General features: G+C 68.8%; 19 protein-coding genes. 9 read left to right on the top strand and 10 right to left on the bottom strand.

Annotated elements, in window-relative coordinates:
- Window positions 1–134: 134 nt before the first annotated feature.
- The 10 genes from tolB to secA all read right to left on the bottom strand — a co-directional run bounded on the left by tolB (window position 135) and on the right by secA (window position 10,239).
- On the bottom strand, window positions 135–1,508 hold the full coding sequence (gene tolB / locus HLH27_RS02020; protein WP_182947397.1) for a Tol-Pal system beta propeller repeat protein TolB: 1,374 nt from the start codon (window positions 1,506–1,508) through the stop codon (window positions 135–137).
- Between the two features lie 63 nt (window positions 1,509–1,571).
- Window positions 1,572–2,564 (bottom strand): energy transducer TonB, encoded by a 993-nt coding sequence (locus HLH27_RS02015; protein WP_182947396.1) that lies wholly within the window; start codon window positions 2,562–2,564, stop codon window positions 1,572–1,574.
- A gap of 27 nt (window positions 2,565–2,591) precedes the next feature.
- Complete coding sequence (gene tolR, locus HLH27_RS02010) at window positions 2,592–3,035, bottom strand: protein TolR (protein WP_182947395.1); 444 nt, start codon at window positions 3,033–3,035, stop codon at window positions 2,592–2,594.
- Window positions 3,036–3,038: 3 nt separating this feature from the next.
- A complete protein-coding gene (gene tolQ / locus HLH27_RS02005; RefSeq protein ID WP_182947394.1) occupies window positions 3,039–3,755 on the bottom strand; it encodes a protein TolQ in 717 nt (238 codons plus the stop codon).
- A 193-nt stretch (window positions 3,756–3,948) separates the two neighbouring features.
- Window positions 3,949–4,353 (bottom strand): tol-pal system-associated acyl-CoA thioesterase, encoded by a 405-nt coding sequence (ybgC, locus tag HLH27_RS02000; protein ID WP_220790222.1) that lies wholly within the window; start codon window positions 4,351–4,353, stop codon window positions 3,949–3,951.
- Window positions 4,350–5,396: a Holliday junction branch migration DNA helicase RuvB gene (ruvB, locus tag HLH27_RS01995; RefSeq protein ID WP_182947393.1), complete on the bottom strand. Its 1,047-nt coding sequence runs from the start codon at window positions 5,394–5,396 to the stop codon at window positions 4,350–4,352. The genes ybgC and ruvB overlap by 4 nt, the downstream gene beginning before the upstream one ends.
- Window positions 5,393–6,010, bottom strand: a complete 618-nt coding sequence (gene ruvA, locus HLH27_RS01990) for a Holliday junction branch migration protein RuvA (RefSeq protein WP_182947392.1) — start codon at window positions 6,008–6,010, stop codon at window positions 5,393–5,395. Before ruvA ends, ruvB begins: the two co-directional genes overlap by 4 nt.
- Window positions 6,007–6,513, bottom strand: a complete 507-nt coding sequence (ruvC, locus tag HLH27_RS01985) for a crossover junction endodeoxyribonuclease RuvC (protein ID WP_182947517.1) — start codon at window positions 6,511–6,513, stop codon at window positions 6,007–6,009. The genes ruvA and ruvC overlap by 4 nt, the downstream gene beginning before the upstream one ends.
- Window positions 6,514–6,545: 32 nt before the next feature.
- The gene (locus HLH27_RS01980; RefSeq protein ID WP_182947391.1) at window positions 6,546–7,295 is read right to left on the bottom strand and encodes a YebC/PmpR family DNA-binding transcriptional regulator; all 750 of its coding nucleotides are present in this window, start codon (window positions 7,293–7,295) and stop codon (window positions 6,546–6,548) included.
- Between the two features lie 211 nt (window positions 7,296–7,506).
- Window positions 7,507–10,239 carry a preprotein translocase subunit SecA gene (gene secA, locus HLH27_RS01975; protein ID WP_182947390.1) on the bottom strand — a complete coding sequence of 911 codons (2,733 nt, stop codon included), beginning with the start codon at window positions 10,237–10,239 and terminating at the stop codon, window positions 7,507–7,509.
- Window positions 10,240–10,447: 208 nt separating this feature from the next.
- Here secA and HLH27_RS01970 point away from each other — a divergent pair, with 208 nt between their 5' ends.
- From HLH27_RS01970 to HLH27_RS01930, 9 genes are all read left to right on the top strand, one after another.
- Window positions 10,448–11,398 (top strand): peptidylprolyl isomerase, encoded by a 951-nt coding sequence (locus tag HLH27_RS01970; RefSeq protein ID WP_182947389.1) that lies wholly within the window; start codon window positions 10,448–10,450, stop codon window positions 11,396–11,398.
- Window positions 11,399–11,534: 136 nt separating this feature from the next.
- Complete coding sequence (gene argJ / locus HLH27_RS01965; protein WP_182947388.1) at window positions 11,535–12,767, top strand: bifunctional glutamate N-acetyltransferase/amino-acid acetyltransferase ArgJ; 1,233 nt, start codon at window positions 11,535–11,537, stop codon at window positions 12,765–12,767.
- Window positions 12,768–12,805: 38 nt separating this feature from the next.
- Window positions 12,806–13,420 (top strand): RDD family protein, encoded by a 615-nt coding sequence (locus HLH27_RS01960; RefSeq protein WP_182947387.1) that lies wholly within the window; start codon window positions 12,806–12,808, stop codon window positions 13,418–13,420.
- Window positions 13,421–13,645: 225 nt separating this feature from the next.
- Window positions 13,646–14,485: a hydroxyethylthiazole kinase gene (thiM, locus tag HLH27_RS01955; protein ID WP_182947386.1), complete on the top strand. Its 840-nt coding sequence runs from the start codon at window positions 13,646–13,648 to the stop codon at window positions 14,483–14,485.
- Between the two features lie 173 nt (window positions 14,486–14,658).
- The gene (locus HLH27_RS01950) at window positions 14,659–17,145 is read left to right on the top strand and encodes a mechanosensitive ion channel family protein (protein ID WP_182947385.1); all 2,487 of its coding nucleotides are present in this window, start codon (window positions 14,659–14,661) and stop codon (window positions 17,143–17,145) included.
- Window positions 17,138–17,875: a 2OG-Fe dioxygenase family protein gene (locus HLH27_RS01945; RefSeq protein ID WP_182947384.1), complete on the top strand. Its 738-nt coding sequence runs from the start codon at window positions 17,138–17,140 to the stop codon at window positions 17,873–17,875. The genes HLH27_RS01950 and HLH27_RS01945 overlap by 8 nt, the downstream gene beginning before the upstream one ends.
- Window positions 17,876–17,896: 21 nt before the next feature.
- Window positions 17,897–19,273: an MBOAT family O-acyltransferase gene (locus HLH27_RS01940; protein WP_182947383.1), complete on the top strand. Its 1,377-nt coding sequence runs from the start codon at window positions 17,897–17,899 to the stop codon at window positions 19,271–19,273.
- Complete coding sequence (locus HLH27_RS01935) at window positions 19,248–20,312, top strand: hypothetical protein (RefSeq protein ID WP_182947382.1); 1,065 nt, start codon at window positions 19,248–19,250, stop codon at window positions 20,310–20,312. Before HLH27_RS01940 ends, HLH27_RS01935 begins: the two co-directional genes overlap by 26 nt.
- Before the next feature lie 185 nt (window positions 20,313–20,497).
- Complete coding sequence (locus HLH27_RS01930) at window positions 20,498–21,634, top strand: ABC transporter permease (RefSeq protein WP_182947381.1); 1,137 nt, start codon at window positions 20,498–20,500, stop codon at window positions 21,632–21,634.
- Window position 21,635: the final 1 nt, after the last annotated feature.

Here is a 21,635-nt window from a genome sequence, read left to right as displayed (position 1 = left end):
TATGCGAACAGTGGAGCCCACTGCCCGTTAGCGCCAGACGTGACAGACCGTCAAGATGCCCGTAACACATGCCGGGCATCTTGTTTTGTACATCGGCGGGAAAAGCACAGTAGCGCGCCATTCCCGCCATGTTTTCAACCGTTCAGCGGGGACCAGGCAGGATCCGACGACATACCGACCGCCGGAATCGAGCGCTCGTGGAAGCCGGTAATATCGATCGTCCCGATCGAGGACGAGAACCCGGCGCCCCCCGCCCCGGCCGCCGTCTGGCGGCAGAAGGCCAGCACCCGGCCATTGGGGCAGAAGGTCGGCGTATCCACGGTAAAGCCCTGGGTCAGGATCCGCTCGCCGGTGCCGTCGGGCGCCATCACGCCCAGCGAGAAGCTGCCATTGGCGATGCGGGTAAAGGCGATCAGGTCGCCGCGCGGCGACCAGACCGGCGAGCCATAGGTCCCGTTGCCGTACGAAATCCGCTTCGCCCCGCCGCCGCCGGCACTCATGATGTAAAGCTGCGGCGATCCCCCCCGATCCGAGTTGAAGACGATCTGCGATCCGTCGGGGCTGAAGCACGGGCTGGTATCGATGGCGCCGGAGCTGGTCAGCTGCCGCTTGGCGCGCGAGGCCAGGTCGACCGTATAGATATCCGATCCCCCGCCACGCGTGACGGACATCACGACCGTCCGCCCATCGGGCGCGAAGCGCGGCGCGAACGAAATCCCGTCGAAATCGCCCAGCAATTGCTGCCGCCCCGTCGCCAGGCTCAGCACATACACGCGCGGCCGGTTGTTGGCGTAGGACATGAACGCAAGCTGTTCGCTGACCGGGCTGAAACGCGGGGTCAGGGTCAGCCACTGGCCGCCGGACAGGTAATGGCTGTTGGCCCCGTCCTGATCCATGATCGCCAGCCGCGTCGTCTGGTGCGCGCGCGGGCCGGAACGGGCGATATACGCGATCCGCGAATTGAAATAGCCCTTCTCGCCCAGCAGCCGCTCATAGATCACATCGGCGATGATATGTGCGATCTTGCGCGCATCCCCGGCGCCCGCCGTATAGGCGGTGCCCTGGATCTGCTGCCCGGTCAGCACGTCCCACAGCCGGAACTCCACGCGCAGCCCCCCGGCGCCGGTGGTGGCCGTGCCGCTGACCAGCGCCCGCGCGCCCAGCGACTTGTAGGTGCCGAAATCCGGCACGCCGACCGGCAGCGCGGCATCGATCGGGGTAAACAGGCCGCAATTGCCCAGGTCGCCGGAAATCACGCTGCTGACCTGCTGGCCAGCATCGCCGCCCAGCACCGGAATGACGATGGGAATCGGCGCCGTGCGCGCCTGGTCCACCGTAATCTCGGCATCGCCCGCGCCGCCGGGCGCGGCCTGGGCCAGCGCCGACAGCGGCATGGCCATCACGCCGGCGGCCATCCCCCCGGCCCCCAGCAGGGCGCGGCGGCCGAGATGGGTCGCCAGCAGCGCGGCCTGGGCATCGGATATCGGCGAAAGGTCACTGGGACGCATGGTCTTCTCCTCGAACAGATCGGCCGGGCAGCACCTGGGGGACCGGGCAGCGCCCGGGCTGCCTCACGGACGGAAAACGAATTTGAGCTGCCGGGTTTGCCCCAGCATCGCCTTGGGTATGGGCAGTTGCGCGCAGGTCGGGCTCAGCACCGCCGCCCGCGCCCGCTCGGCCAGCGCGCGATAGGACGAATCACCCGCCATCCGCGCCTGGGTCTCGGGCGCGAACTGCACGATGCGGGCCATGCCCGTGCCGTCCACCGTCACCACCAGATGGGCCACAAACTGCGCGTAATCCTTCGCCGCCGTATCCTCGGTGTAGCAGCGGCGCACGGCATTCCCGATCGCCTTCTGCTCGGCCGAGCTCAGCGCGCTGGTAATGTCGCCATCCGGCGCGCCACCGCCGTCGGGCGCGCCGCCCTGCAGCGGGTTCGCCCGGGCCTTGGGCGGATGGGTCTGCTTCTGGTCGGCGCGGAACGCATCCAGCGTCGCCAGCAGCGAATGGGTATCCGGCACCGCCTTCTTCGTCTCGTTCGGCTGCGTGATGTGCGAGAATTGCTGCATCTTCGGCAACGGCGCGGGCTCGGGCTGCGGCGACGGCGGCGCCGTCTCGTGCGAGGGCACGGGCGGCGACGGCAGGGCCGGCGGCGCGGGCACGGCATCGGGCGACGGCTGCTCGACCTTGGGCGGCACCGGGGTATCGGGCAGCTTCACCGGCGGCGTTTCCGGCGGCGGCGGCATGGGCGGCGGCGGAGGCGGCGGCGGGGCCGCTTCCTCGTTCGGCGCCTTCACCGGCGGCGTGGGCGCCGGCGGGGCATCCTGCGGCACCGGCGCCGGGGCGGGCGCCGGCTTGGGCGCCGGCTTGTCGGCCTTGTGCGGCGTCCCGCCACTGTCCGAGGGGGCGAATTCCATCTCGATCGTGGGCGGCGGCGGCGGCTCGGGCGGCACGGGCACCGTCAGCCCCAGCAGCACGGCCGCCAGCAGCACCATATGCGCGACACCCGATGCGACGATCGACCACCGCATCAGATTACGTTCGGAACGACGCGGCGGAACCACGACGGCGGCTCTCCTACCCGATGGCGGTCAGGGCGCGCCGCCGCCCGAGGGCGGCTGCTGGGCCAGAAGGGCGACATGGGTAAAGCCGCCGGACGTGATGCGACCCATCACCTCCATCACGCGCCCATAATCGATATGCGAGTCCCCGCGCACGAAGATGCGGTGCGACGGGTCGTTCTGGGCAGCCGCGCGCAGCTGGTCCAGCAACTGGTCCGCCGACACCGGGTTGTCGCCCAGATACAGCGCGCCATCGCTGCGGATGGAGACCGTGATCGGCTTGGTGTCGGCATTGACCGGCGCCGCGTCGGTCTTCGGCAGGTCTACGTTCACGCCGCTGGTCATCATCGGCGCCGTCACCATGAAGATGATCAGCAGCACCAGCATGACGTCGACCAGCGGGGTGACGTTGATGTCCGACATGGGGCGCCGACGCCCGCGGCGGCCGCCCCCTCCACCGAGGGAAACGCCCATGGTTCAGCCCCTTTCTTCGGACTGGCGGGACAGGATCGCGGCGAATTCGGTGCCGAACGCCGCCATCCGGTCCTCGAACAGTCCCAGACTGTTGCTGATGACGTTATAGGCGATCACCGCGGGAATGGCGGTCACAAGGCCGATGGCGGTGGCGAACAGCGCCTCGGAAATACCGGGGGCCACCACGGCCAGGTTGGTGTTGTGCATCGCCGCGATCGACCCGAACGCATGCATGATGCCCCACACGGTGCCGAACAGGCCGATAAACGGCGCCACCGGCCCGATCGTGGCCAGGAAGATCATCCAGCGACCCAGCCGCTCCATCTCGCGCGTGATGGTGATGTTCATGGCGCGGTCCACCCGCTCCTTCACCCCGCCGCGCGCCAGGTCGATGCCCGCGATGCGCGCCGAACGGCGCCATTCGCCCATCGCGGCGCCGAACACGGCCGCCACCGGATGCAGCGGCTTGGCGCCGTCGGATTCGTACAGATCGTCCAGGCTGCCGCCCGACCAGAACTTGTCCTCGAACGCCGACGCCTCGCGATTCACGCGGCGCAGGGTCACGATCTTGTCGAAGATGATGCCCCATACGATGACGCTGCTGACCGCCAGGCCGATCATCACCAGCTTGACGACGATCGCCGCGTGCAGAAACAAACTCCACAGCGACAGGTCGGACGCCGCCGCGCCCAGATTCGCCGCGTTAACCGCTTGGTCCAAAAACGCCTCCTGCACCTTCCGCACGCAGCTTCGGCACCGCGATCCCGACGCCGAGTCGGGGCAGCCCTACACTGCTTTCCTCACTGTTCCTTATAGGCTTCCAGAAGAAAGCAGAAGCACCCCCCGGGGGGGGACGCAGCAGCCTTGCGGAAAAATTTCCCCCCTGGACGAAAACGCGAAAAAACGCGTCGTCCTAATCCAGCAACCGGGTCAGAAGATCATGCCATAAAGGCGGAAATCGGGCAGCCCGGCCGTCGGCGGCACGCACGCAGGCCAGCCGGACGTCCAGATGGGCGCAGCATTTGTCTTCCAGCAGGAACTCCTGCTCCAGCCGGCAACTGGCCGAGCCCAGCTCGATCAGCCGCGTCGTCACGGTCACGACATCGTCAAGCCGCAGCGGCCGCCTGTAGTCGATGGCGGCGCGATGAATGACGAAGGCCAGCCCGAATTCTTCCAGCAGCGAAAACGCCGAGCGCCCCAGCCCGCGAATCGCCTCGGTCCGCGCCCGCTCGGCAAAGGCCAGGTAGCGGGCATGATAGACAACACCCCCCGCGTCGGTATCCTCGTAATAGACGCGAAACGGAATGCTGTGCTTCATCCGTCTTCTCCCAGCAAAAGATCCCCCTGGCCCGCCTGCCGGGGCGGCGGTTCCAGCCCCAGATGCCGCCATCCGCGCTCGCCCAGCATCCGCCCGCGGCTGGTCCGCAGCACCAGCCCTTCCTGGATCAGATAGGGCTCGACCACGTCTTCCAGCGTATCGCGCGCCTCGGCCAGCGCCGCCGCCAGCGTCTCGACGCCGACCGGCCCGCCATGATGATATTCCGCGATCCGCCGCAGATAGCGGCGGTCCATCGCATCCAGCCCCAGCGAATCGACTTCCAGCCGCGACAGCGCCGCATCGGCCATCACCCGGTCCACCGCACCGGCACCCGAAACCGCGGCAAAATCCCGCACCCGCCGCAGCAGGCGCCCCGCGATGCGCGGCGTCCCGCGCGACCGGCGGGCGATTTCCTCCGCCCCCTCCGGCGTCAGGTCGAATTGCAGCTTCCGCGCCCCGCGCGAGACGATCCGCCGCAATTCCTCGGCGGTGTAGAACACCAGCCGCAGCGGAATGCCGAACCGGTCGCGCAGCGGGGTCGCCAGCAGCCCGGCCCGCGTGGTCGCCGCGACCAGGGTAAAGGGCGACAGGTCGATCCGCACCGACCGCGCGGCCGGCCCCTCGCCGATGATCAGGTCCAGCTGGAAATCCTCCATCGCCGGATACAGGATTTCCTCGATCGCCGGTTGCAGGCGATGAATCTCGTCGATGAACAGCACGTCGCGCGGCTGCAGGTTGGTCAGGATCGCCGCCAGGTCCCCCGCGCGCTGGATCACCGGCCCCGAGGTCGCCCGAAACCCCACCCCCAGCTCGCGCGCCACGATCTGCGCCAGCGTCGTCTTGCCCAGGCCCGGCGGCCCGTGCAGCAGCACATGGTCCATCGCCTCGCCCCGCGCGCGCGCGGCGGCGATAAAGATCGCCAGGTTCTCGCGGCTGGCCTTCTGCCCGGTAAAATCCTCAAGCGTCTGCGGGCGCAGCCCGGCCTCGGCCGCATCCTCGTCCATGCGCCCGGGATCGACCGCGCGGGGGGGCAGCTCGCTCATCGGGCCAGCTCCCGCAGGCTTTCACGAATTACCACGTCCAGGTCGGCCTCCCGCCCGGTGCCGGCCTCTTTCAGCCGCGCCAAAATCCGCGCCACCACCGGCTGCGCCTCGGCCCGGCGGAAGCCCAGCCCCGCCAGCGCCAGCAGGACATCGCCCTCGACCCCGGCCGAAGCCACCTGCACCGGCAGCACGATGCCCGCGCCGACAGGCAGCTTCCCCGCCTTGTCGCGCAGCTCCGACAGAATCCGCTCCGCCAGCCGCGCCCCCACGCCAGAGACCCGCGTCAGCCCCGCCTTGTCCGCCGCCGCTATGGTGGCCGCCACGTCGGCGGGCGAGAGCGCGGACAGAATCGCCAGCGCCAGCTTGGCTCCCACCCCCTGCACGGTGGTCAGCAGCCGGAACCAGTCCCGCTCCGCCGCATCGACAAACCCGTAGAGCAGGAACGCATCCTCGCGCACCACGGTCTCCACCAGCACGCGCGTCACTTCGGGGGGGCTGGGCAGCGCGGAGAGGGTACGCGTCGAGGCATGGACCAGATACCCCACGCCATGGACATCGATCACGCAGCGATCGGCTTCGATCTGCCCGGCCAGCCCGGTCAGTTGCGCGATCATGCCGTGCGCGTCCCGCCCGCCACGCGCAGGGCGCTGGCGCGATGATGCGCATGGCAAATGGCCACCGCCAGCGCGTCCGAAGCATCGGCCCGCCTGATCGTCGCCGTGGGCAGAAGACGGCGCACCATCATCTCCACCTGATCCTTGCTGGCGGCACCGGTGCCGACCACCGCCCGCTTCACCGCCATGGCACCGTATTCGGAAACCGCGATTCCGGCCAGCGCCGGCACCAGCAACGCAACCCCGCGCGCATAGCCCAGCTTCAGCGTCGAGGACCCATTGCGGTTGACATAGGTTTCCTCGACCGCCGCCTCGGCGGGCGCAAACCGATGCACCAGCTCCAGCAGCGCATCATGCAGGCAGCGCAGCCGCTCGGGCACCGCCGCATCGCCATCGGTCGCGATCACGCCATCGGCGACGTGGCACAGCCGGTTGCCCGCCACGTCGATCATCCCCCAGCCCGTAAACCGCAGGCCCGGATCGATTCCCATCAACCGGACCATGCCCGCGGACGGGCGGGGGGGCATCGGGCCCGTCAGGCCGACAGCCTCTCGGCCACGTCGTCCGGCAGGTCGAAATTGGCGTAGACGGCCTGCACGTCGTCGCTCTCGTCCAGCACGTCGATCAGCTTCAGCACGGTGCGCGCCTTGTCTTCGTCCAGCGTCACCACCGTTCCGGGGCGCCAGTCGAATTTCGCGCTCGCCGGCTCGCCGAAACGCGCCTCCAGCGCATCGCGCACCGCGAAGAACGATTCCACCGGGCAGGTGATCTCATGCCCTTCCGTCGAGCTTTCGACATTCTCGGCACCCGCCTCGATCGCCGCCTCCAGCATCTCGTCCTCGCTGGCAACGCTCGCCGGATAGCCGATCACGCCCAGCCGGGTGAACATGAACGACACCGAATTGGTCTCGCCCAGCGACCCGCCATATTTCGAGAACGCGGCCCGCACGTCCGACGCCGTGCGGTTGCGGTTGTCGGTCAGCGCCTCGACGATCACGGCCACGCCCGCCGGGCCATAGCCCTCGTAACGCACTTCCACGTAATCGTCGCCACCCCCGGCACCCGTCGCCTTCTTGATCGCGCGCTCGACCGTATCCTTGGGCATGTTGACCTCGCGCGCCGCCGAAATCGCGGCCCGCAGGCGCGGATTGCTCGCCGGATCAGGCAGACCCGACCGCGCCGCCACGGTAATCTCGCGGATCACCTTGGCAAACTGCCGCGCCCGACGCGCATCCTGCGCGCCCTTGCGATGCATGATGTTCTTGAACTGGGAATGACCCGCCATCGTCCGTCTTCTCTAACTCTTCAATCAAATCATAGACCGGCCCGGCTCAATGTTGGCCCGGAAACGTGGGCTGGCGAGCGAGAGTGCCGCAAGGCGGCACGCCCGTCGCGTGTTTCCGAGCACCGGAGCGGAGCGGCCATACAGGCCGTGAGCACCGGAGCACAGGAAACGCGCGTCGGATCGCCGCCAGCGCGCGTTTCCGGGCCAACATTCAGGCCAGGCGGCCGTGGCAGTGTTTGTACTTCTTCCCCGACCCGCAGGGACAGGCCGCATTGCGCGGCGTCTCGCCCCAGCTCGACGGATCGTCGGGCATGATCGCACTGGCCCCGATCGGGGTTGCAATCGTCACGTCCCCCGCCGTCTCGCCGAACAGCGCGCCGGGCCCGGGCTCCGAGGTCAGGCCGGGCACATGCGGATCGGCATGGATCTCGGCCGCGTGCGTAAACGGATTGTCCAGCACCGGCGGCGCCACCTCGACCCGCGCCATGGTCGAGGTCACGCGCAGGCGCAGATCGTCGAGCATGGCGGTAAAGAGCTGGAACGCCTCGTGCTTGAACTCGTTCAGCGGGTCCTTCTGGCCATAGGCGCGCAGGCCGATGCCCTGGCGCAGCTGGTCCAGCGCCAGCAGATGCTCCTTCCACGCCGAATCGAACGTGGTCAGCACCACCTGCTTCTCGATATAGCGCATCACCGAGGGGCCGAAATTGGCAGCCTTGGCCGCCTGGGCCTGCGTCGCCGCCTGGTCCAGCCGCTCGGTCACGACATCGCCATCCACCCCGTCCTCGCGCGCCCAGTCGACAATCGGCAGATCCAGCCCCAGGGTCTCGCGCACATCCTCGGCCAGTTCGGCACTCTGCCACTGCTCGGCAAACGCCTTCTCGGGGATGCGCCGGCGCACCATGTCGTGGATAACGTCGGCCCGCATCTCCTGCACCGTGGCCGACAGGTCCTCGGCCGCCATGTATTCCCGGCGCTGGGCATAGACCTCCTTGCGCTGGTCGTTCATGACGTCGTCGTATTTCAGCGTGTTCTTGCGCATGTCGAAGTTGCGGGCCTCGACCTTCTTCTGCGCGCGCTCCAGGGCCTTGTTGATCCAAGGATGCACGATCGCCTCGCCATCCTTCAGGCCCAGGCGCTGGAGCATCCCGCCCATGCGCTCGGTCCCGAAGATGCGCATCAGATCGTCTTCGAGCGAGATGAAGAAGCGCGAATTGCCCGGATCGCCCTGCCGCCCGGCGCGGCCGCGCAGCTGGTTGTCGATCCGGCGGCTCTCATGCCGCTCGGTGCCGATCACGTACAGCCCGCCCGCCTTGCGGACGATGTCGTGATATTCCGCCACCTGGGCGCGGATCTCGGCCTCGCGCCGCGCCTTTTCCTCGGGGTCGGTCACATCCGCCAGCTCCTGGCGAATGCGCATCTCGACATTGCCACCCAGCTTGATGTCGGTGCCGCGCCCGGCCATGTTGGTCGCGATCGTGATCGCCCCCGGCGCGCCGGCCTGGGCGACGATCGTCGCCTCCATCTCGTGGAACCGCGCATTCAGCACATTGTGGCGGATGCCCCGCTTCTTCAGAAGCTCGGACAGGTACTCGCTCTTCTCGATCGAGGTCGTCCCCACCAGCACCGGCTGCGGCGTCTTGGCGATCTCCTCGATCAGGGTGCTGACGGCATCGTATTTCTCGCGCGCGGTCAGATAGACCTCGTCGTCCCCGTCCTTGCGCGACACCGGCAGGTTGGTCGGAATCTCGACCACGTCCAGCTTGTAGATCTCGGCAAATTCGTCGGCCTCGGTCATCGCCGTGCCGGTCATGCCTGACAGCTTGGGATAGAGGCGGAAATAATTCTGGAAGGTGATCGAGGCCAGCGTCTGGTTTTCCTGCTGGATCTCGACATGCTCCTTGGCTTCCAGCGCCTGGTGCAGCCCGTCGGAATAGCGGCGGCCGTCCATCATGCGGCCGGTGAACTCATCGATGATGATCACCTTGCCGCCGCGCACGATGTAGTCCACGTCGCGCGCGAACAGCGTGTGGGCCCGCAGCGACTGCTGCACGTGGTGGATCACCGCGATATTGTGGATGTCGTACAGCCCGCCCTCGGACAGCACGCCCGCCTCGCGCAGCATGGTCTCGACCTGTTCCGACCCCGAATCGGTCAGGATCACGGTGCGGAACTTCTCGTCCTTCTCGTAGGCCTCGGGCAGCTTGACCAGTTCGCGCACCACCTCGTCGACCGACCGGTAGAGGTCCGAACTGTCGTCGGCCGGCCCCGAGATGATCAGCGGCGTCCGCGCCTCGTCGATCAGGATCGAATCCACCTCGTCCACGATGGCATGGTGGAAGGGGCGCTGCACCATGTCCTCGATCCGGTACTTCATGTTATCGCGCAGATAATCGAAGCCGAATTCGTTGTTGGTGCCGTAGGTGATGTCGGCCCGATAGGCCGCGCGCCGTTCCTCGTCGGCCATGTTGGGCACGATCACGCCCGTGGTCAGGCCCAGGAAGGCATAGATCTGGCCCATTTCCTCGGCATCGCGGCGGGCCAGGTAGTCGTTGACCGTCACCACGTGCACGCCCTTGCCGGCCAGCGCGCTCAGATAGACCGCCAGCGTCGCCACCAGCGTCTTGCCCTCGCCGGTCCGCATCTCGGCGATCCGCCCGGCATGCAGCACCATGCCGCCGATCAGCTGCACGTCGAAATGGCGCATCCCCAGCACGCGGCGCGCGGCCTCGCGCGCCACCGCGAAGGCCTCGGGCAGCAGCGCGTCCAGCGACGTGCCGTTCGCGATCCGCTCCCGGAACTCCACCGTCTTGGCCGCAAGGGCCGCGTCGTCCAGCGCACGCAGCGCGGGTTCGTGCGCGTTGATCTCGGGCACGCGGCGCTGGAATGCCTTCAGAGAACGATCGTTGGCGGTTCCAAACAGGGCACGGGCAAGACTGGCGAACATGTAGACCTTCCGGAATGGCGCGGCCCCACACCCGGCCGGACCCCCGGACGGGCTGAAACTGGAGCAAGGGCATTCTCGCGCGCGGCATCTGAGATAGGACCCACGCCGCCACCGGTCAACCGAAGCCCGCCCCTCCCGCCCAGCCTTGCAGGAGCGGACAGGCTCGGCCATGATGCCTCGGACGCTTATATCTTAGGGTTCTCAACACATGCGGCCTTCCAGCCCGGCAGCCTCCATTCTGGCGGCAGCCCTGCTCGTTCCTGCCCTTTCCATTCCTCATGCCCATGCCGCCGCCCCGGCCGCCGCGCCCGCGCCGGCCGCCGCCGCGGCCCAGCCGGCACCCCCGGCCAATCCGAACCCGCTCGTCGCGACCGTGAATGGCGAAGACATTCATCTCGACGACGTGCGCCAGGCCGCGGCCGGCATGCCGCAGCAGCTGCGCCAGCTGCCGCCGAACATGATCTTCCCGATGCTGCTGAACCAGCTGATCGACCAGAAGGCAATCCAGCTCGCGGCGCACAAGGAAGGGCTGGAGAGCCAGCCCGAGGTCAAGCAGCAGATGCAGACCGCCGCCGCCAACGCGCTGCAGAACGCCTACCTCTCGCAGAAGGTCACGCCGACGCTGACCGACGCCGCGATCCAGGCCTATTACGACCAGAACTACGCCAACAAGAAGCCGGAGCAGGAAATCCACGCCCGCCATATCCTGGTGGCGACGGAAGCCGAGGCGAAGGACGTCATCAAGCAGCTCAAGGCCGGCGCCGATTTCGGGGCCCTGGCCACCAAGCTATCGACCGACAAGGCCTCCGCCAAGCAGAATGGCGGCGACCTGGGCTGGTTCAAGAAGGGCGACATGCTGCCGGCCTTCTCCGACGCCGCCTTCACCATGAAGCCCCACACGGTCAGCCAGACGCCGGTGCACACCCAGTACGGCTGGCACGTCATCGAGGTGCTGGATACCCGCACCGCCGCCGTGCCCAAGCTGGACGCGGTGCGTGACGAAATCCGCCAGAAGCTGATCCAGCAGGGCGTCCGCGAAGCGGTCGAAAAGGCGGTCTCCGGCGTCAAGGTCGTCCGCTACGACCCCAGCGGCAAGCCGATCCCCGACACCCCCGCCCCGGCGGCGGCTCCGGCCCCGGCCGCTCCGGTCAAGAAATAACCCCCAGCCCGGCCGCGCATCCCGGTTTCACATGAAACCGGAGCATCGCGGCCGGCCCCCGATGCGTTATACACGACATCCAGTCCGGCCCCGGCGGGCCGGACCATTGCCGCCCCCAGAAAAGAAGACCGGACCGATGGCTCCCCTCCCCGTATCCCCCCTCGCCCGCGCGCTGCCGGACCTTCCGCCCGTGGCCGGGGTGCGTTTCGGCGCGACGGCGGCCGGCATCCGCTATGTGGGGCGGACCGACCTGGTGATGGCCGATTTCGTCCCCGGCACCACGGTCGCGGGCGTCTTCACCCGCAACAAATGCCCCGGCGCACCCGTCGACTGGTGCCGCGCCGCCCTGCCCGACGGCTCGGCCCGCGCGCTGGTGGTCAATGCCGGCAACGCCAACGTCTTCACCGGCCGCGCCGGATACGAGGCCACGCAGGCCAACGCCGCCGACGCCGCCCGCCTGGTCGGCTGCGCCGCCAGCGAGGTCTTCCTGGCCTCGACCGGCGTGATCGGCGAAGTCCTGCCCTTCGAAAAGATTTCCACGGCCCTGCCCGGCCTGTACGCCACCCTGTCCGAAACCGGCTGGGCCGACGCGGCCCGCGGCATCATGACCACCGACACCTTCCCCAAGGCCGCGGTGCGCGAGACGGAAATCGGCGGCGTGCCGGTCCGCATCCAGGGCATCGCCAAGGGCAGCGGCATGGTGGCGCCGGACATGGCAACCATGCTGTGCTTCGTGGCGACCGACGCCGCCCTGCCGCCCTCAGTCCTGCAACCGCTGCTGGCGGCGGGCACCAACCGCAGCTTCAACCGCACGACGGTCGATTCCGACACCTCGACCTCGGACATGGTGCTGCTGTTCGCCACCGGCCAGGCCGCCAACCCGCCCGTCACCGGCCCCGCCGACCCGGCCTTGGCTTCCTTCGCCCAGGCGCTGGACGAGCTGCTGCTGGAACTGGCCCTGCTGGTGGTGCGCGACGGCGAAGGCGCGACCAAGCTGATCGAAATCCAGGTCAAGGGCGCCGTCAGCGACGAATCCGCCGGCAAGGTGGCGATGGCCGTCGCCAATTCCCCCTTGGTCAAGACCGCGATCGCGGGCGAGGACGCCAATTGGGGCCGCGTCGTCATGGCGGTAGGCAAGAGCGGCGAACCCGCCAACCGCGACACGCTGTCGGTCGCCATCGGCGGCGTCTGGATCGCCCGCGAGGGCACCGTGGTCCCGGGCTATGACGAAACCCCGGTCGTCGCCCACATGAAGGACCCGGAAATCGAAATCACGATCGATCTCGGCCTGGGCAACGGCACCGGCACGGCCTGGAGCTGCGACCTGACCCACGGCTATATCGACATCAACGGGTCCTATCGCAGCTGACACCCAAGCAGTTCACCGACCCGCGCGGAGACCGCCCCATGTCCGACGTGCCGCCGCTTTCCGACCCGTTCGGCAGTCTCCATCCCCGCCATGTCTGGGTCTATGCGGGCTTCTGGTTCCGGACGCTGGCCTGGATCATCGACGCCTGCATCCTCAGCGTGCTGGGCGGGATCATGCGGATTCTGGTCGCCCCCAGCCTCACCGTCACGCTGACCAACGGCGGCGCGGCGGCGGACAAGTACCAGATCTCCGACATCGTCCGCATCAGCGACGTGACCACCACCCTCCCGGTGGATTATTCCTATTCCTACAGCGGGTTCCACCCGACATGGCACGGAAACGGGGTGTACGAGATCCTGCAACTCCTCCTGCCGGCGCTCTATTACGTCCTGTTCGAATCCTCGCGCCTGCAAGGCACGCCCGGCAAGCGGGTGTGCCGCATGCGCGTCACGGACCTTCACGGCCGGCAGATCGGCTTCGGCCGTGCCACGGTGCGCTATGTGGGCCATTTCCTGTCCATCCTGACCCTCGGCCTGGGCTTCCTGATGGTGGTCTGGACCCGGCGCCGCCAGGCCCTGCACGACCTGCTGGCCGGCACCTGCGTCATCCGCAGCCAGGAAGAGGCGCTGGTCAGCTTCACCCCACCAACCTGAGAACCTGACCGTCAATGCGGTCTGGCGGCGATCCGACGCGCGTTTCCTGCGCTTCGGTGCTCACGGCCCATAAGGCCGCTCCGCTCCGATGCTCGGAAACCCACGGCGGAGGCGACCAGACGGGCCGCTCTCGCTCACCAGTCCACATTGACGGTCAGGTTCTCGCAGGCTGTTTGCAAAGTTACCCGAAAAGCCGGCGGTCGACCTTCGCGGGAGCGTGAGCCCATGTCGCACATCCTCTTCACCCCCGATGCCGTGGCCACGACGCTGGAGCGCATCCGCGCCGCCACGCCGCTGGTCCACAACATCACCAACATCGTGGCCGCGAACAGCACGGCCAACGCCCTCCTCGCCCTCGGCGCCTCCCCCGCCATGGTCAGCGCCGAGGAGGAAGTCGAATCCTTCGCCGCCATGGCGGCCGCGCTGGTGGTCAATATCGGCACCATCACCGCGCCGCAGGCCGCCGCCATCGCCCGCGCCACCCGCGCGGCACAGGCGGCCGGCACGCCATGGATCCTCGATCCGGTGGCGGTGGGCGCCCTGCCCTTCCGCGCCCGCGTGGCGGTCGAGAGCCTGGCCCATGCCCCCCGGGCGATTCGCGGCAACGCCTCGGAAATCCTCGCCCTCGCCCACCTGCGCGAAGGCCATGCCGAACCGCCCCCCGCCGGGCGCGGCGTGGATTCGCTGCAAGCCGCCGAACAGGCCCTGCACGCGGCCGGCCGGCTGGCCCGGGCCACCGGCGCCAGCATCGTCATCAGCGGCGCGACCGACTACATCACCGACGGCACGCGCATCGCCACGGTGGCGAACGGGCACACGATGATGACGCGTGTCACCGCCCTGGGCTGCACCGCCACCGCGCTGGCCGGCGCCTGCCTGGCCGTGGAACCCGATGCGACGGCCGCCTGCGCGCACGCCATGGTCCTGATCGGCGTGGCGGGCGAACGCGCGGCCCGCCACGCCGCCGGACCGGGCAGCCTTCAGGTCCGCCTGCTGGACGAGCTGTATCATCTGGACCGCGACACGGTGACGCGAGAAGCGCGGATCGCTATCCTCGCCCCCTGAGAGCCTGACTGGACATGCGCGCCGGATCGCCGAAGCGCGCATGTCCAGTCAGGCCCTGCGTGACGATCCGGTCCAATCCCGGCCATCCCTCCAGGAGGTAATACACAGGCATGTCGGTCTTCCCCGTTCGTGGCCCTTCCTTTCCCCGCGCCGGACGGCGCCCATGGCGGTTGATGCCGATCCTGCTCCTGCTTCTCGGCGCACTCGTCCTGCCGTCGGCCGCCGGCCACGCCGACGATGCCGCACCCCCGCCCCCGTCCACGTCGCAATCGCCGCCCCCCGCCATGACCGCCCAGCAGGCACAGCAGGTCCTGGGCGTGCTGAATGACCCGCAGAAGCGCGCCGAATTCACCCGCACCCTCAGCGCGATCGCAAACGGCCTGCCGCAGGCCCCCGCCGCCACGCCTCCCGCCCCGCGCCCCGCAGCCCCCCCGGCCGCACCGGCGCCTGCCCCCGCCCGCCCGGCCGGCGCATCCGCCGACAAATCGGATGTGGGGCTGGAACCCGACAGCGTGGGCAGCGACGTGCTGGACGAACTGTCGACCATGCGCAACGGCGTCGTCCATCAGGCGCGCGAATTCGCCGCCCTCTTCGCCGACCTGGCCTTCGTCGGCCACTGGTTCCGCACCGAACTGTCCGATCCGGATTCGCGGCACGCCCTGTTCGACGCATTCGGCCGCGCGGGCCTGATCATCCTCCTCGCCATGGCCGCCGAACGCGGCCTGTCGCTCGCGCTGCGCCGGCCGCTGGCCAGCATCACCGCCCGCGCGGTCGACGCCGAACGCCGCCTGAACCAGCGCGCGGCCCAGGTCCAGGCCGAGGACGACGCCCCCACCCCCACCGGCGAAACCCAGGCCGAACGGACGGTCCAGGACACAAGGCGCCAGGACGACCGCAAGCAGGTCGAAACCCTGCGCATCATCCGCCGGATTCCCTTCTCGCTGCTGCATCTGCTGACCAAGCTGCTGCCCGTGGCGCTGTTCCTGGGCGTCGGCTATGCCGGCGCCACCTTCCTCGGCGGCAGCGAGCAGGCCGAACTGGTCACGCTCACCCTGGCCAACGCCTATGCCGCGGCCCGCGGCATCTACCTGCTGGTCGAAACCGTCCTGGTGCCGAAATCGCCCACCATCCGCCTGTGCCGCGCATCCGACCGCACGGCCCGCATCGTCACCCGCTGGTGGAACGTGCTGGTCGCCATGCCCTCGATCGTGGTCTGCCTCTCCACGCTGGGCGGCCTGTTCCACCTCGCCCCGCGCGGGACCGAGGCCCTGATCCGCGCGCTGGTGCTGGCCGAACATCTCATGATCGCGGTGTTCATCTGGCGCATCCGCCATCAGGTGGCCGCCGCCCTGCACCCGCCGGCCCGCTTCCAGAAAAGCTCGTTCTGGCTCTTCGTCAGCCGGCTGGCCCAGCTCTGGTGGCTGCCGGCAATGGTGTTCGACATGGCCCTGTGGCTGGTCTGGGCAACCCATGTCCGGGGCGGCTATGCCTGGATCTGGCGCACCACTGTCATGACCATCGTCGTCATCGTCGTCTCGCGCATGCTCTCCCTCCTGCTCTTCGGCGCGCAGAACCGGCTGTTCCATATCAGCGACGATGTCGAGGCCCGCTATCCCGGCCTGCGGGTCCGGGCCGATTACTACTATCCGTATGCCAGGCGCTCCCTGTCGGCGCTGCTGGTCTTCGTCACGGTCGTCATCCTGCTTCAGGCCTGGGGCATCCCGGCCGTCGCCTTCTTCCTGCACGGCGAACTGGGCACGCGCATCGTCGCCGCCATCCTGTCGATCATGATCGCCTTCACGGTCGCCATCGTGGTGTGGGAGGCCGCGAACGCCGCCTTGCAGAACCAGATCAATCATTTCGAAAGCAGCGAGCAGGTCTCGCGCGCCATCCGCCTGCGCACGGTCCTGCCCATCATCCGGACCGTGCTGCTGACGGTCATCGTCATCATCGTCGCCGTCACCACCCTGTCGCAGATCGGGCTGAACGTGGCCCCGCTGCTGACGGGTGCGGGCATCATGGGCGCCGCGATCGCCTTCGGCTCGCAAAGCCTGGTCAAGGATTTCATCACCGGCTTCTTCATGCTGGTGGAAAACGCCATGCAGGTCGGCGACTGGGTCACGGCCGGCGGCGTGTCCGGCACGGTCGAGCATCTGTCCATCCGTACCCTGCGCCTGCGGACCACCTCGGGCGACGTGCACATCATCCCGTTCTCGTCCGTCACCTCGATTGCCAACACCTCGCGCGACTATAATGTCGTCATCGTCAGCTTCATGCTCGACCTCAGCGAAAACCCCGACCGCGTGGCCGGCGTGCTGGCGGCAGTCGTGACCGACATGCGGGCCGATACCGCGTTCGCACCGATGATCCTGTCCGACTTCACCTTCCTCGGCGTCGACAATGCCGACGGCAACGGCGCGAAATTCATCGGGTCGTTCCGCACCACGCCGGGCAGCAAATGGAAGGTGTCGCGCGAATATTATCGGCGCCTGGGCCTGCGCATGGTGGCCGAAGGGGTAAAATTCCCGACCCCCACCTCCATCTCGATGATGACCAATCTCGGCACCTCGCCCTTCCTGATCGGACAGGCCGAGCCGGCGCCGCCCGCCAATACCAACACCGCGCCGGCGCCCCTCCAACCGGACCCGCCGCATGAATGACACCCCCCTCCCGGCCGACCTCGCCGGCGTCGAATCCCCCCTGGCGCAGGACGGCTTCGCCTGCCTGCACGCCCCCACGACGCATGCCCTGCTGGCGCCATACGGCCTGGCCGACTGGGACGGATTCGCCGAAAGCTGGAACCGGCTGGGGCTGGACCGCTACATGGCCGACGGCGGCCGCTACCGCCGCCGCCGGCACGCCACCTACACGGTCTCGGCACAGGGCATCGAGCGCAAGAAGCACCAGCCCCATTACCAGAGCCGCGATTACAACGAGCTGAATGGCGGGATCGAACGCTGGTTCAGCCCGGTGGAACCCGCCATCGGCACCCACCCCGCCCTCATCGCGATCCTGCGCCTGATGCGGCGCCTGGTCACGGACCTCACGCCGCCCGACCGCCGCCCCGACGCCTGGCACGTCGAAATCCACCAGTTCCGCATCGAGGCCCGCGCCGGCGAACCCGGCGAGCCGACGCCCGAAGGCCTCCATCGCGACGGCGTGGACTGGGTGCTGGTCCTGATGGTCCAGCGCCAGAACGTGGCCAGCGGCGAGACGACGATCCACGACCTCCATCGCCGCCCGGTCGGCCATTTCACCCTGACCGACCCACTGGACGCCGCCCTGGTCGACGATAACCGCGTCTATCACGGCGTCACCGCCGTCCGGCCGATCGACCCCGCAAGACCCGCCTATCGCGACGTGCTGGTCGTGACCTTCCGCCACCAATAGGGCGGGCGGCGCGCGCCCCGCATGCTGTTCAGCACCCAGGCCTTCCTGCTCGGCTTCCTGCCGCCGACGCTCGCGCTGTTCTATCTGTGCGCGGGCAATCGCACGGGGCGGCAGGCGGTGCTGGTCGGGGCATCGCTGCTGTTCTACGCATCGTGGGACTGGCGCCTCGTCCCGGCACTGGTGGCGCTGACGCTGGCCAACTGGGCCCTGGGCCGCGCCTGGGCCGCCACCGGGCGCCGCCTATGGCCCATCGCGGGGATCGTGCTCAACCTCGCGACCCTGCTCGTCTTCAAATACGCGCATTTCCTCGCGGAAAACCTGGCCTGGGCGGCGGGCCGCCCCCCGCCGGCGTGGAGCCTGCTCCTGCCGCTGGGCATCTCGTTCTTCACCTTCCAGAAAATCGCCTATCACGCCGACCTGCTGCGCGGCGCCCGCCCGGTGCGCGGCGTGCTCGATTTCCTGGAATTCGTAACCTTCTTCCCGCAGCTGATCGCGGGCCCCATCGTCCGCCATTCCGAAATCGTGCCCCAGTTCGGCACTGACCCGCGCGGCCCCGCGATGTGGGAAAACCTGTCGCGCGGCGCGATGCTGCTGCTGCTGGGGCTGGCCAAGAAGGCCGGCTTGGCCGACACGCTGGCCCTGACCTGCAACCCGCTCTTCGCCCACGCGGCCCAGGGCGCCACGCCGAATCTCGGCGAAGCCTGGGTCGCCGCCCTCACCTACACGCTGGAAATCTTCTTCGATTTCTCGGGCTATTCCGACATGGCGATCGGCATGGCGCTGATGTTCGGCCTCCGCCTGCCGTTCAATTTCAACGTCCCCTACCGCGCCACCAGCCTCCGCGCCTTCTGGCAACGCTGGCACATGACGCTGTCGCGCTTCCTGCGCGACTATCTCTACATCCCGCTGGGCGGCAACCGGCACGGCATGCCACGCCAGATGGCCGGCCTGATGGCGACCATGATGCTGGGCGGGCTGTGGCACGGCGCGGGCTGGACCTTCGTGGCCTGGGGCGCGCTGCACGGCGCGGGGCTGGCGGCCAACCATGCCTGGACGCGTGCGGGCCTCCGCCTGCCGGCCCTGGCGGGATGGGCCGCCACGATGCTGTTCGTCATCGTCGGCTGGGTCCTGTTCCGCGCGGCCGATTTCCCGACCGCCGGCCGCATCCTGCGCGGCATGGCCGGGCTGGGCGGCACGGGCCATGCCGGCATCGTGGATGCGGCAATCTTCTGGATCGCCCTGGCCGTCGCGCTGGCCGGCCCCTCCTCGCAGGACGCAATCCTGCGGATGCTGCGCCCCAGCCCCCTGGTCGCGGTACCGGCCGCGCTCGCCTTCGTCTTCCTGCTGCTGCTGATCGGCGGACGGATTCCCGATGCCTTCATCTATTTCCAGTTCTGACCCCGGCCCCGACGGGTGCGCCGCATGGCGCCGTTTCGCCCGCCTGTTCGCCTGCACGGCGGCGACGGCCGGGGCCTTCGTCTACCTGTTCGTCGTCACGGTCGATCCGTGGGACATGCTGCCCCTGTCGCCGCCCTGGCACCGGATTCCGATTTCCACCAACGCCCGCTACAGCATGCCGGCACTGGCCGTCAGCCCCCGCTTCGATTCGGCGATGATCGGCACCTCGACCGGCCGCCTGCTCCAGCCGGCCGTTCTCGCCCCCCTTTTCGGCGCCCATTTCGTCAACCTGGCCATGAACAACGCCTCGGCCTGGGAGCAGGACCGCATCCTGCGCCTGTTCCTGCGTCACCATCCCGCACCCCGCGCGGTGCTGGTCGGCATCGACGTGGCGTGGTGCCTCGCCGACCAGCACGGCCTGTCGGCACCCAACCGGCCGATGCCGGACTGGATGTATGCGGGCTCGCCCTGGCGCGGCTATGCCGAGATGATGAACCTGTATGCGGTGCAGGAAGCCGCCAACCAGTTCATGTGGCTGATCGGGCACAAGCAGCAGCGTTTCGGTTCTGACGGCTATACCAGCTTCGTGCCACCCGACAGCCTCTACGACCCGCGCCGGGTGGACGCCATCTTCCGCTCCTGGCGATTCAATCCGGCCCGCGCGCAGGGGCCCGCGCCCCCACCGGCCTCCATCCCGTTCCTGACCCGCCTGCTCGACGCCATTCCGACCGACACCACCAAGATCCTGTGGTTCCCCCCGACGGCGCGCGAACAGCAGGGCTTACCGGGCAGCCGGATCGCGGCGGCACGCGCCGCCTGCCGCGTCGCCATCGCCGCCGTCGCCCGCGCCACCCCGCATGCGATGGCAATCGATTTCGAAATCCCCGGCCCCATCGCCGACACCCGCGCCAATTTCTGGGACCCGCTCCATTACCGCCAGTCGGTGGCGCACATGGTAATGGCCGATCTCGCCGCCGCCGCCACGGGCCGAGACGTGCCCCCCACGCAGGGCAGGGTTCTGGTACCGCTACATCCCTGAGAGCGCATCGCGGAATACGCGCGGGCGGCGGCCCGTCCCACACTCCAACCGTCCCGCCCGGCCCCCCGCCCCCTTGCCGGACGGTGCCCATCTGATAAGGAGACAGGACCCGCCAACGGGCGCCCCGTCGCCTGCCCACCTTTTTCCAGACCCCGCCACGGGATGCCCTGCGATATGGAGAGGCTGTGAACAGTACCGACCGCGGTCAACCGGAATGGTCCCTGCAGGCCGGCGACGATGCCAACGTGATCATCCTGTCCGGGGACTGGATCGCACAGCAGGGCCATGTCCCCGACTTCCCGCCCGACGGGCTGCACCAGGCCCGGCCGGACCGACCGCTGACCTTCAATGCCGAGGGGCTGGGCCGGTGGGATACCGGGCTGATCGGCTTCCTGTGGGCATTGAAGCAGGGCGCGGCCCAGGCCCATCTCGACATGCGCGCCGAAACCCTGCCGGACGCGGCGCGCAAGCTGCTCGACCTGCTGCCCGACCGGCCCGCCCCGGCCCCCCCCATCCCCCGCCGCCGCTTCGCCCCCCTGGCCGCGATCGGTACCGTGACCATCGACAGCCTGACCGAAATCGGCACCGTCACCGAACTGGGCGTCGAGACCGCCAGAGGCGGCATCGCCAGCCTGACCGGGCGCGGCCGGATGCGCCTGACCGACCTGATGTCGAACATCCGCGACGCCGGCCCCTCGGCGCTGCTGATCGTCAGCGTCGTGAACTTCCTGGTCGGTGCCATCCTGGCCTTCGTCGGCGCGGTGCAGCTGCGCAAGTTCGCGGCCGACATCTACGTCGCCAGCCTGGTCGGCATCGCGATGGTGCGCGAGATGTCGGCGGTGATGACGGCGATCATCATGGCCGGCCGCACCGGCGGCGCCTACGCCGCGCGCATCGCCACCATGCAGGGCAACGAGGAAATCGACGCCCTGACCGTCTTCGGCATCCCGGTCTCCAGCTACCTGATCCTGCCCTCCATCCTCAGCCTCACCGCCACCATGCCGTTCCTGTATCTGTACGGCTCGCTGGTCGGCATGCTGGGCGGCTTCACGGTGGCCATCGGCATGCTCTCCGTCACCGGGGCCGGCTATTTCCACCAGACGCTCAATGCCGTGGCGCTGAACCAGTTCGTGTTCGGCTTCATCAAGAGCATCTTCTTCGCCGTCCTGATCGGGCTGACCAGTTGCCGCATCGGCCTGCAAGCCGGCCGCAGCGCCGCCGATGTCGGCGTGGCCGCGACCCGCGCGGTGGTGGTAGGCATCGTGGGCGTCATCGCGCTGGACGCGATCTTCGCCGTCATCGCGACGACGATCGGAATCTGAC

Origin of the sequence: Gluconacetobacter takamatsuzukensis, assembly GCF_014174275.1 — a bacterium.
In the GTDB taxonomy this organism is placed as follows: Bacteria; Pseudomonadota; Alphaproteobacteria; order Acetobacterales; family Acetobacteraceae; genus Gluconacetobacter; species Gluconacetobacter takamatsuzukensis.
Note: the sequence above shows the minus strand (reverse complement) of the source record. Positions and strands in the feature narration are given on the sequence as shown.